13 protein-coding genes, 1 tRNA gene and 1 pseudogene are annotated in these 12124 nt (G+C 43.2%); 4 read left to right on the top strand and 11 right to left on the bottom strand.

Annotation, left to right across the window (positions count from 1 at the left end; all coding sequences use genetic code 11):
* Positions 1-143: 143 nt before the first annotated feature.
* Positions 144-692: a hypothetical protein gene (locus tag CCU_RS03480; RefSeq protein WP_015533581.1), complete on the bottom strand. Its 549-nt coding sequence runs from the start codon at positions 690-692 to the stop codon at positions 144-146.
* Positions 693-726: 34 nt separating this feature from the next.
* Positions 727-1566 carry an ATP-binding protein gene (locus CCU_RS03475; protein ID WP_015533580.1) on the bottom strand — a complete coding sequence of 280 codons (840 nt, stop codon included), beginning with the start codon at positions 1564-1566 and terminating at the stop codon, positions 727-729.
* A 145-nt stretch (positions 1567-1711) separates the two neighbouring features.
* On the opposite strand from CCU_RS03475, the gene CCU_RS03470 reads away from it, so the two are divergent.
* Both CCU_RS03470 and CCU_RS03465 read left to right on the top strand, forming a co-directional pair.
* Complete coding sequence (locus CCU_RS03470) at positions 1712-2398, top strand: Crp/Fnr family transcriptional regulator (RefSeq protein WP_015533579.1); 687 nt, start codon at positions 1712-1714, stop codon at positions 2396-2398.
* Positions 2399-2501: 103 nt separating this feature from the next.
* Positions 2502-2738 carry a hypothetical protein gene (locus tag CCU_RS03465; RefSeq protein ID WP_015533578.1) on the top strand — a complete coding sequence of 79 codons (237 nt, stop codon included), beginning with the start codon at positions 2502-2504 and terminating at the stop codon, positions 2736-2738.
* A gap of 89 nt (positions 2739-2827) precedes the next feature.
* Here the strand turns inward: CCU_RS03465 and CCU_RS03460 are convergent.
* From CCU_RS03460 to CCU_RS03420, 9 genes and pseudogenes are all read right to left on the bottom strand, one after another.
* Positions 2828-3565 (bottom strand): annotated as a pseudogene (locus tag CCU_RS03460) (ATP-binding cassette domain-containing protein); the annotation flags it as partial.
* Between the two features lie 62 nt (positions 3566-3627).
* Positions 3628-4779, bottom strand: coding sequence for a DNA/RNA non-specific endonuclease (locus CCU_RS03455; RefSeq protein WP_243440843.1), 1152 nt, complete (start codon positions 4777-4779; stop codon positions 3628-3630).
* Between the two features lie 258 nt (positions 4780-5037).
* Entirely contained in the window at positions 5038-5496 is a 459-nt protein-coding gene (locus CCU_RS03450; RefSeq protein WP_015533576.1) for a ferritin-like domain-containing protein, read from the bottom strand.
* Between the two features lie 222 nt (positions 5497-5718).
* A complete protein-coding gene (locus CCU_RS03445; protein WP_015533575.1) occupies positions 5719-6498 on the bottom strand; it encodes a DUF3169 family protein in 780 nt (259 codons plus the stop codon).
* 55 nt (positions 6499-6553) lie between these two features.
* On the bottom strand, positions 6554-6763 hold the full coding sequence (locus CCU_RS03440; RefSeq protein WP_015533574.1) for a helix-turn-helix transcriptional regulator: 210 nt from the start codon (positions 6761-6763) through the stop codon (positions 6554-6556).
* A gap of 50 nt (positions 6764-6813) precedes the next feature.
* The gene (locus tag CCU_RS03435) at positions 6814-7626 is read right to left on the bottom strand and encodes a hypothetical protein (protein ID WP_173795910.1); all 813 of its coding nucleotides are present in this window, start codon (positions 7624-7626) and stop codon (positions 6814-6816) included.
* A gap of 263 nt (positions 7627-7889) precedes the next feature.
* Positions 7890-9419 (bottom strand): glycoside hydrolase family 32 protein, encoded by a 1530-nt coding sequence (locus CCU_RS03430; protein WP_015533571.1) that lies wholly within the window; start codon positions 9417-9419, stop codon positions 7890-7892.
* Positions 9420-9560: 141 nt separating this feature from the next.
* Complete coding sequence (cysK, locus tag CCU_RS03425) at positions 9561-10466, bottom strand: cysteine synthase A (protein WP_015533570.1); 906 nt, start codon at positions 10464-10466, stop codon at positions 9561-9563.
* Positions 10467-10651: 185 nt separating this feature from the next.
* Positions 10652-10722, bottom strand: a tRNA-Trp gene (locus CCU_RS03420).
* A gap of 226 nt (positions 10723-10948) precedes the next feature.
* Here CCU_RS03420 and CCU_RS03415 point away from each other — a divergent pair.
* Positions 10949-11209 carry a hypothetical protein gene (locus CCU_RS03415; RefSeq protein WP_208895958.1) on the top strand — a complete coding sequence of 87 codons (261 nt, stop codon included), beginning with the start codon at positions 10949-10951 and terminating at the stop codon, positions 11207-11209.
* A partial coding sequence (locus tag CCU_RS03410; protein WP_208895957.1) for a hypothetical protein occupies positions 11190-12124 on the top strand: 935 nt, incomplete at its 3' end. The genes CCU_RS03415 and CCU_RS03410, both read left to right, overlap by 20 nt.

Raw genomic sequence — 12124 nt, 5'->3', positions numbered from 1 at the left:
TCCCGAATAATTGTATTTGCAATGGCTTTATACCTGTAGTATGAAGTATTTTCTTATTAATTTTAACAGGCGCACCACTTTCATTCCATCTGTGATGCGCCAAGCCTTGTTATTTTCAAGTATTATATTTTTGTGTGCCATTGTTACATACTGTTGTTGGTTGACAAATCTTCAAGCTCACGCTCTACTCTCTCAAGCTCGCCGTCACTCCAGTTCTCCCCCAGTGCAAATACTGCCCTGCACACACTGAAGTTCACCTCGCCATCTGCGTTGATCTCCCCGGAGATCACTCTGTGGGATATCTTCTGAAGTGTGGAAAGTATGTCTATCCGCACGTCCGATATGACAGAAGGCTCTGCCACATTGCCATCTCTATTGCCTTCCTCGTGCTCTGTCCGTTCTTCTCTGTACACGCTCTCCCAGTCATAATCTGCAGTCCTGCCACATGGTGCACCGCATACACTGCAGTCAGGGACAATTGTATGCTTATCAGCATGCACCCTTGCGATCATCGCCTTCATGTCTGCATCAGAGATGCCAAGAGCAATATCAGACATGTGCAAACCTTCTATTATTATGTTATTTGTATCATCAGTCACATGCATCATCCCATCAGTGGCTCTCACCAGCCCTATCAGAGCACCGACCAGACGACTGCCTGTCTCAGTTGTAATTCTTATTTTATCTTCCATTGTCTTTACCTTTCATGGTGCTGTGAAGAGAATGTCAGTCAAGAATTCTTCCATCTATTGATATTGTTGCAACCTGCCATGGGATAAACTTGCCGCTGTCCTGAAGTGCCTTCTTCGCAGCCATCTCCAGTCCTCCACAACAAGGAACCTCCATACGGACTATTGTAACACTTTGTATGTCATTTCGCCTGATAATCTCTGTAAGTTTCTCTGAATAATCGACACTGTCAAGTTTCGGACAGCCGATCAGAGTCACATGTCCCTTTATGAATTTCTCGTGGAACGATGCATAGGCATAGGCTGTACAGTCCGCCGCTATAAGCAACTTTGCACCATCAAAGTATGGCGCATTTACCGGGGCAAGTTTGATCTGCACCGGCCACTGTGTGAGCTGGCTCGGGCGCTCATAATTATATATGTCACCCGCCTGCTGATTGACTGTTTTATCAGTTGTATTCTGTACGCATTCTACTGCTGCCTGTTCATATGAGCTTGCCTGTACTGCTTCACCTGAAGCTGCTGCCGGTCTCCTGAATATGCTTCTCGCCATGGAACCAGGGCAACCGGAGTGTGCCGGACTTTTTTCATGCATCACTCCTGAGCCAACCATATTTCTGGATTTTTCTGCATCGAGTCTTGCCTGTTTGTTTGCCATGACTGCCGCCTCATCATACGCAGCCGCCTCTCTCTCCACAAATGTTATGGCTCCTGTAGGACACGACGGCAGGCAGTCGCCAAGTCCATCACAATAATCGTCTCTGAGCAGCTTTGCTTTGCCGTTTACCATGCCTATAGCACCCTCATGGCACGCATTTGCACAGGCTCCACATCCATTACACTTGTCCTCGTCTATCTGTATAACTCTTCTTATCATATATATTTCCTCCAATCTTTTTCCTGCTTTTAACGTCATTATATTCAGTCAGAACATTTGTGTATGTTGAATTTTCAACATAAAAATGTTATACTTTTCAGGGACAATCCTTGTGACAAAAGAAGCGTCCCCACTAAGAGGTAATATGAACAAATACATGGACACATTATTGAAATCCAGTCTTTTTTCCAGTATCACCGCTGATGACGTTGACTCCGTACTGGACTGTCTGGGTGCAATCATCAAAAAATACCAAAAAAATGAGTGTATTCTCATGGCTGGCAACACAACAGAATATATAGGATTGCTGCTTACAGGCAAAGCGATAGTCATCCAGGAGGATTACTGGGGTGGTCGAAGCGTCATGTCTGCCATCCTGCCCGGACACACGTTTGCGGAATCATATGCCTGTACCCCTGGCTCCGTACTCGACGTCAACGTATATGCTGAAGCTGCAAGTTCTGTATTGTTTCTGAATGTTCAAAAAATGCTCACCACCTGCCCGGTAACATGTGGCAGACATAATCAGATGATAAGAAATCTCCTGTGCGATCTCGCCGGCAAGAACCTGAGGCTCGGCGAAAAATCAAAGCACATGAGCCAGAAAACAACCAGGGATAAGTTGCTCTCCTACCTGTCATCGGAGATGCACAGACATGGCAGCAACGAATTTGATATACCATTTTCCAGACAGCAGCTCGCTGACTTTCTGTCCGTGGACCGCAGTGGACTGTCTACTGAACTTGGCAGGATGAAGACTGATGGGCTGATCGACTTCCACAAATCTCATTTTGTTCTTAAGTCTCCTGCCCAGGGGTGGACTGATGTGTGATGTTGATGTATCATGTAATTAACTGTTCAGGGAAATTCATTACAGATGGGGGATTTTCCCTGATTCAGGATTTATCAATATAATATGATCAGGAGGGATTTCAATGAAACCAATGAAAACTATCAAAGACGGATGGAACAAATTCACTGTTGTCGTAAAGGATAAAGACTACTCAACAAGAGAGGCCGTGCTTTTCGCTATCTGCACATTCCTCACAGGACTTGTACTCGGAATGCTCTGCTCTCCTAGAAAGAGCCAGACATTTGGCTCATACAACGGCAACTGCAGCGATGGCGGCTGTAACTGCGACTGCGATTATGATGAGGACGATTTTGAGTAGGCTGCGAACTGATAACTAATATCCCAAAGCAAAAGACAGGTGTCGATTATCTGACATCTGTCTTCTGTGTTTCACAGGATACATTTCACTTATATCTTCCAGCTCACCGCCAGCTCTCGTGAGTCTACAAATCTTCTATAGATTCCATCCTGCTTCATGAGCTCCTCGTGGGTTCCCTTCTGGGCTATTCTTCCCCGATCCACCACTACTATCTGATCCGCATGTCTTACGGTCTTGAGTCTATGGGCGATCATGATGATCGTCTTCTCCTTTGTCAGAGCGTCCACTGCAAGAGTAAGCTCCTTCTCGTTCTCAGGGTCAACATTTGCAGCCTCCACAACCTCTTCATGGGTTATCTCACCCAAATCCACATCCCAGAATCTAGCGATCAGATTGCACAGGGTTGTCTTTCCACCGCCAGATGGTCCGACGATCGCCGTCGTTGTCTTCTCCGGTATGGTGAGTGAGATTCCGTCTATTATCTTTCTCTTGTCGTAAGAGAACTCTATATTCTTAACCTCTATATCGTGATTTTCAGGATTGAGTTCCTTTCCATCTATATCCATTGTGTCAAGTCCGAGCACTACATTTGCCCTGACGCAGGCTTCATTTGCCGCATTGAGTCTCTTCGTCTGCTTGCCGGCATTCTGCATCACAGTATTTATCACAAGGAATATGGCAACTCCTGCAAGTGATACCAGCGCGATCCTCCAGTCGCAGAGCAGGATCATGAGTATGATCATGGATGTCTCGAGAAGTCCCTGAGTCGTAAGCATGACTACTCTCGTAGCCACATCTCCCAGATTCTCCATGGTATTTGCCGTGACTGATGCGATCTCGCCTATTCCTAATTTGGTTTGGGTATAACAGAATTCACCGCCAAATTCAACTACGGATTGCAGTTCTTACAAGGTTCATATCCCTCAGATATAAGCTCGTCCCTTGTGGTCGTTCTCTCAGATTTATTCACTTCCTTCATCTGTTTCACACTCCTGCATGATGGCTTATGAAACTTACCGGTGTTGGTGTTGACTATGTATGTATCCTCATCCGCAGACTCCTTCTGGATCTCCGATGTATCACTGCCAATATCTGACTCCGTATCCTGAGTTTCTCCGATCATTCCAGCTTCTGCTGTCTGGTCATCATCTCCTTTTTCCTCTGATACTTTAGTGCTGGCATTCTCTCCCGGCACCACATAATCCGGATCCGCTTCGCTGTCCCCTGTAGCATAGTCGATTATCACGCCTGGCTGTACATTGTACACATACACATTGAAACTTACTCCTGCGCCTTTATCCTCCACGGACTCCGCCTCCATCTGCACTCCGGACGCAACCAGATTGTCTCCATCGTATACAGGTGTAACCCTGTAAAGCACATGATTTCCAGTACTTTCCACATAATCAGCTACCTCATTTTCAAATGGCAGCATGCCAGTGACATTCAGATATCTGGTTCCAGTTATCAGATTCTTTTCATTTGCATTCTCCCCGGCAAGCTGATATCCGATCAGATGGCAGCGATTATACAGATAATTGCCGTCTATACGATCATTGTATTTAACTGTATGCCACCCTGAAGGCTTTATCATACCTATCTCGCCGCGCTCCTCCGTTGGCATAATCTCCTTACAGATATTGGCATAGGCAACTCCACATCTTCCAAGAAAGTCCAGGTCGCTGTAATTCTCAAATGCCTCCGTCACCATCTCATCCTCACTGAAATAAGGCACATTGCCATTTATCTCACAATATGCCTCTCCCGAATATATGGGAATATCAGCAATCTCCATGCTCGAAGCCTGCTGATCTGCAATATTCTCAGATGCTGCCGCACTGCTTTCAGGTGACATGTTGCCGGTGTTATCTTTTTTCTCCGCAACTGTGGTATTCTCTGATTCTGAGGTATCTTCTACAGTCTCCTTCTCATATCCCTTTACCGCGGACCTGCTGCCATCCGCAATTTCTGACATACTGCACCCGGACATCAGCAATGCAAATATTGCTACATACAGTACACTGTAAAATTTTCTTTTCACGTCACATTCTCCTCTCTGAAAATGTTATCCCTGCCTATATACATCCTATTAAAATTTAGCTATCTTTTTTCCAGAATGTATAATAACATTCTACATTTTGTCATCCGTTTTGTGAATACATCCCCGCATAAAACCTCAATTCAAAACAAAGAGTTTTCACTAGCTGCTTTAACGAATCATTGCAACAAAAAAGAGGATATATACCACATGTGATACATATCCTCCTTACAATTTATGCTCCCTTGTGTAAGCTTTTCCCTACACCATTCCATTTGCGACCTTATACTTGTAGAGCATCTCCGCATGATTCTGCTCCTCGATCTGTATATCCGCCAGAAGCTTTCTCACCGCGCTCTCGCCAAATGCAAATATCTCTCCATTGTACTCGCCTGACACAAGCTTCTCTGTTCCAATACAGTCTGTTGCAAGGAACTCATCATTCTTCTTATCCTCGGAATCGTCCATCATCTTGTATGTCTGCTTTGGCTCATAATCTTTTCCATCGCTGTCATTGCAGTCACACTGTGGAACCTGTCCGTCAAGCACCTGGGTAAGTGAATCATAGTGCTTCTGCTCTTCCTTCTGTATAGTCTGGAACAGATTCTTAAGCTCAGGATCCTTCGCCTGCTCCGCATATCTTCCATATTTCTCCACACAGGACTTCTCCTGTGTCTGAAGATCCTGGATAACTGTTCTCTCTTTTTCCTTTAATATCATAGCAATACTCCTTTCGATTAAAATTCATCCCATCGCATAGATATTATTGTCCAAAATAGTACAGCTCTATTCCTACATCTCTATTTTTTTATATTTTTCTGCCTTCTGGTCATTTATATATATGTATGGCAATGAAAAATCTCAGGACCGTGTCATACAATAAAAGGCGAATGCCCTGCAATTGTCATACAGCCATCCGCCATTATATCACATATATTTATTTTATTTCTGTAGTCTCACAAACTCTCTGCAATAAGCCACATACATTACAATCAACACAAGTCCAACAGCCACTATTGGCATCACGCCTGTGTCAAATGCAAACATACTCATAAACGTAAGTATCCACATGACAAATCCTGCCTTAATTCCAGTCATAAATCCCTTCTTGGAGGATTTGGCTATCATGATAAGCTCAGCCTCGTCCGATGTGTTCTCCCAGTCACGGCGAAAATGCATATCGAATATATTTCCGCTTTTCTCCGGGTTAAGCTTCTTCTCTTCATCGATGACAAGCTTTTCAACCACACAATACAGTGCCATAGATATCAGAAATACGAGCTCAGACAGCACTGTCAGGAATGTGCCACGCCCATCACTGTACGTCCTGTCCACAGCGTATATACACACCGGAAACAACACAAGTCCAACGAACACGATGACACACGGGAGATATGAGGCAGTCGTGATCCGACTCTCTATATCCACTATCACATCCTCGTCCTCTCCGTCCCAGCCTCTGATCATCCTCTTTATCTTCCCATACATGACAAATGACACCACAAACGTCGCCAGCATGAGCACACCATATACTATAGGCAGCGTATCAGCTGTTATCCACCATATATGATCCCAGTTGATTCCATCCAATGTGTCCTTGTTCACCGCGGCAAGCCTTCCCGCCAGGAAACCTCCCAGCAGACTTGCCAGGATCATGACCGCAAATATTATATATATCTTCAGATTACTTTTCTTGTTCACTTTTTTATCAGTATCCTTCATCTCATATCCTCTTTTCATTCTATGAATTAACACGACCTTATCCATATGTCAGGAATCATTCCTTATCATCCTCGTATTGGAATATATCCTCCACGCTGACACCACATACCTTCGCGATCTTCAGTGCCAGTGTCACCGATGGGCTGTAGTCGCCCCTCTCTATCTGGCTTATCGTCTGCCTTGATGTCTGCACCAGTACACCCATCTCCTGCTGGTTTACCCCCAGCTTAGCCCTGTATTCCTTCAGCTTGTTGTACAGCGGCATCTATATCACCTCCAGCTTGTTAATCTGTATTGTCATCATAATCAGGTCCATTATCTGTTTATGCCGTCCTCTCCATCAGAGCCCAATCCTTTTATTACATTGTCCGCATCTTCAGCTTCTGCTCTGTCTGCCAGCCCATGCTGTACGTACCTGTGTGTGGATGTTCCCCATATCATAGAAAAGCTTATTCCAAAGCAGAATCCAATTGATATGCCAAGGGCAAGATTGTCAAACAGCATTCCGTACACTATACCAAGTGCAACACCAATTAGAATTCCAAACGGTGCGCCAGTGGATTTATCACGCTTACACACATATATTTTATCCTTCAATAAAAATCCATCACTCTTATCATCGCCAAATACATCTATCACTTTCTGATACATATTGCCATGTGCAGCCTCCATCATGTCATCTGCCAGATCCTCCACCTCAGGATGAATGTAATACTTTCTAAGCTTGTATATACTGAGTACATCCTTGCCACTTTCAGGTTCAGGCGTCAACTCACTCCTGGCAATATCTTCTTTATCAAAGATAAAGCAGCTCCACATCTGCTTGTTTCTGAAGAAACCATACACAGGGAGTCCATTTTCCAGACCTTGGCGGATTTCGCGCTCAAGCTCAGTCATATCACAGATCTCAGCAATAACATCCCCCAGCTTGTTCTTCTTTAACATTCTCTCTGTGATCATTGTCACGGAATACCCCTTGACCTGCGTCTTCAATTTGTCCACTGGTTGGGAGACGATCATGCCCTCAAACATAGCTTGTAGTGTTTCACAGGTAGATTTCTTATTACCTTTATCCATGCCATTTTCACTTAGATTGTCCTTTTTATTTACACCTTGCTTTTCCCTCATATCCTCACAACTCCATTTAATTTTCACCAACTGAAATCCCAGTTCCAATTCAGCCCATATATAAATTATATATGCAAAATGACAACTATAGTTGTCATTTCTTTTACAATGGAGTATAACAAATGACAAGGAAAGTTGTCAATAACTTTTGACAACTTTCCTTGTCATCTCAATGTTGGAACGGAGGCACCTGAAACCTGGAGAACCGCCAGACTGATGCCTGGCAGTGCAACAACTAAACAATTGAGCAAGATCATCTTTTGTTAAATTATATCATACTTCTCCACATCCACGACTGCCTGTCCCTCACATAACAGCTCTATTCCATCCGCTTCAATAGGTGTATATATCGCCGTGCTCATTGTCATAGCTCCATCATTTACAAACAGCTCTATCGAATTCCTGTCCAGTATAAATCTGAGCTTTATACTATCTTGAGCCTCCTGCTGTTCATCAACCTTTCCTTTGACATCCCCGTAACATTCTGCTGATTTCACGCAGGCCCTTCTGATACACACCACATCTTTCTCAAATCCGGCAAATGTCCTGTCCATCTCTATTATATTATTTTCTCTGTCATATATAAATCGAGTATAATATCCGCTTCCCTTTGCCAGATCCACGGTAAATCTGCTGTATTTGTTTCCAGTGATTACAAATGTCACATCCAGACTTCTTCCACTTATACCTTCCAGACTACGCCGTCCACTCACTACTTTATCTGAGTACCTGACCATATTAGCATGATACTTCTCTATCTCTCTAACTGGCTTCTGTATCAAGCGTCCATTTTTCAGAGATATCTCCCTCGGAATCGTCATCATTCCCTGCCACTTCTGTCCACCGGGTATCCACAGATTATGCCACGACTGCATCCACGCTATCATTATCCTTCTGCCATCCGGCAAAAGTGTAGTCTGAGGCGCGTAGAAATCTGTTCCATAATCAAGTGATAATGGCTCTCCACCGTCAAATTTCTTCTCACCTTTATCAAATTCTCCAACAAAATAGATAGAATTATTTCCATTGTGGAATTCATATCGCTCTGCTTTCATTCCCGTAGGCGATACGAGAAGTACATGATGATCGTCTAATTTGAAGAAATCAGGGCATTCCCATATGCCGCCCAGATCACCTTCATTCCGTGCAAGGATACTCTCAAATGTCCAGCTTTCCATATCAGCGCTCGAAAGTAATACCACAAGCCCCTTATTATCCTGATTCACACAGCCTGCAGCCATATAGTATCTGCCTTCCTCAAGCCATGCCTTCGGATCTCTGAAATCCGCTCTGCTCAATCCCTCCGGCAGCATATCTCCAGTCACCACCGGGTTATTCTGTATTTTTTTATATGTAACGCCATCACCAACCGCTATGCTCTGGTTCTGCAATACCCCATCACCGTCGGGATTTTTCATAACACTGGTATATATCAGGACATGCTCTCCATCTTTTTCAATGGCCGTACCTGAGAAACAGCCCTCGGCATCATATATCGTATCAGGTGCAATCGCCACAGGAAGCTGCTCCCATCTTATCAAATCGACACTGACCTGATGCCCCCAATGCATAGGTCCCCATTCCGTACTGTACGGATGATACTGGTAAAACAAATGCACCTTACCATTATACACAGAAAATCCATTCGGATCATTCATCCAACCGACAGGCGGAGTCACATGAAACAACGGTCGCTCATTCTTATCTATTTCATTCTGAGTTTCGTATTCCCTCGATGCAGCAAGTGCCTCGCTAACCACATTTTTTCCCGCCATCTTCCCATTTATATCCATCTCTTTTTCTCCTTTATACTTACATGTTTTATATTTTGCGTTCTTTCAAATAACACATTTAAATCAATAAAATAGAGACATTTCCACTGTACTATACATAGCATCTCTTGAAAATGTCCCTAAATAAATTTATTTCCTATTTTATAATAAACCTACACTGAAATATCTTTCAGCCCTGTCCGCCATAATTGTAGCTATAACCTTATCCCTACCATACTTCTCTGCCATCTGCATAGCTGCCCATACATTTGCACCGGATGACGTACCTACAAGAAGTCCCTGTTCTTTGGCAAGTCGTCTCGCCATCTCAATGGCATCCTTATCCGCCACTTCCACCACATCTGTTACCAGTGATGTATCCAGGACATCCGGTATAAATCCATCTCCTATTCCCTGTATCTGATGGATTCCCGGGCCATCTCCATGTAGCGCTGACACTCCCTTAGGCTCAACGGCAACAATCTTCGTATCTGGATTTTTCTCCAACAGATATTTAGCTATACCTTGGAGAGTACCTCCACTTCCAACACCAGACACATATATGTCTATCTTCTGACCAAGCTGTTCACACATCTCAACTGCTGTTGTGCGATAATGCGCATCTGGATTTGCCTGATTGACAAACTGCTGCGGCATGAAATACTTCTCTGGATCAGATTCTGCTATCTCATTTGCCTTATCAACAGCACCACCGATGCTTAGAACCGGATCCGTAAGTACCAGCTCAGCACCAAATGCCCTGATAACCTTCTTTCGCTCCTCACTCATATTCTCTGGCATCACAATTATCACTTTATAACCTTTCTGAACACCACAGAGTGCAAGCCCTATTCCGGTATTACCGCTCGTAGGCTCTATAATAGTCATTCCCGGCTTGAGTTTTCCCTCACTCTCTGCAACCTCCAGCATGTTTTTTGCGATCCTGTCTTTAATACTTCCACCAGGATTAAGGAATTCCGCCTTGGCAAATATATTGTATCCTGTCGACTTTTTCAGACACATAAGCGGGGTATTCCCTATCAGATCAAGCACATCATTGTAATACATATTAATCCCTTCTTCTCTTTACTTTATATTATAATATTTTACATATTTTTCCACCAAAGTCACTATAAAATATATAGAACTGCCTTTATATTAATGTGGTTCATTCTCCTTTTTCATAGTTTGCCATTTTCCTTCCCACTAATATAAATAAAGCCTTGAAACACTGAGTTTTCAAGGCTTTTTAGCAGGGGATGAGAGAATCGAACTCCCACCAAAGGTTTTGGAGACCCCTATCATACCATTTGACCAATCCCCTATATACAGAAAAAATTTAACACCTGTTGCAGCGTTAAATTTTCTCGGTACTTTTATTTTGTACCTTCAGAATTTCACACAGAAAGCTAGTAACCTAACCCCATCTAACAACCAACGACTGTTTCAAAGTAAACTTTATTCTTTACTGTGTATGCCTTAGATTCTGCACCTTGCAGATATCATGCACACTTGCGTATCTCCTTATGTTCCTTACCCAGTGGTCTGTAGTGAACAACACTGAGAAGGTTGACCCTGACACAGGAATCACTACAGTTACACTTCAGTTCCCAAAGACATTTGAGGCAGATGCGAACATACTTGATCTGTATGATGATTTCCTCAAGGATCTTGCTACAGAAGGAGAAAAGGGCGTAACAGCTATTAAGCAGACTGTTTCAGGACATGATTATTATTATCTGTATATTGAGGATGGAAAGGATTCATCCAATGTAAGCAATGCAGAGAAATTTGCTGAAGAAATATTATAAGCTTCTCCAGGATTATGGCGATGAGATAAGCAGCAAGCTTTATAATGTACAGAAGTACGAGCAGTTCCAGGTTAAGCTGGTTCTTCCGGCAGAGGGCAAGATAAATGCAAGTGGTGCTGTCACAGATCAGAATAACGATGATTCGCTGTTCCTGAGAGCATCCACAACTACCACAATGGATGTGGCTACAGCTCTTGATAATGTTTCAACAGGCAAGGTGTTTACTAATATTCTTGGAAACAAGGGCACAGACAACAATAAAAAGGCATTTAATGATCTCAAGGCGGATGCACTTAAGCTTGCTGGTTCAGGAACTGCAAGTGACGAAGAACAGACAAGCACATTCCTTTCATATATGTATATTAATATGAAGGATCATCTGTCGGTTCTTAACAATGTGGATGATAAAACAAAGCGTACACAGAATGCGTGGGAAATAGCTAATTACACTTCCTCATCGGTAGGATATTTAAGCTCATATGATAAGGATAGAGATACATATTCATATGATTACAGTATCACTCCTTTAAACCACTACGTTGATTTGGCGTATGTGTTCAGCAAAAACCTTTCAATTGAGAAGACAATTGGAAATGCAACAGATAATGAGGCTAAAACCATAGTTATCAATTCTGGTGATGTTAAGCTCCAGCCAAACAATGGAGATGGATCATTCCAGGGAATTATAATTGCCGGTGGTAATGTAAGATTTGATGAGAATGTTAAGAGCTTCCGAGGTATGATAATCACTGGATCAAAGCTTATAATTGACCATAATATGTCAATATCAGCAGACGCTGCATTTGTTGCAAATCTTCTTGAACAGTGTTCAGAGAGCACAGACGAAAAGCTCAATACGCTTACAACAAAGGTGCTGAAGAACTATACATCATCCAAGAGCGAAGGTAACACAGA

Origin of the sequence: Coprococcus sp. ART55/1, assembly GCF_000210595.1 — a bacterium.
Classification (GTDB): Bacteria; Bacillota; Clostridia; order Lachnospirales; family Lachnospiraceae; genus Coprococcus; species Coprococcus aceti.
Note: the sequence above shows the minus strand (reverse complement) of the source record. Positions and strands in the feature narration are given on the sequence as shown.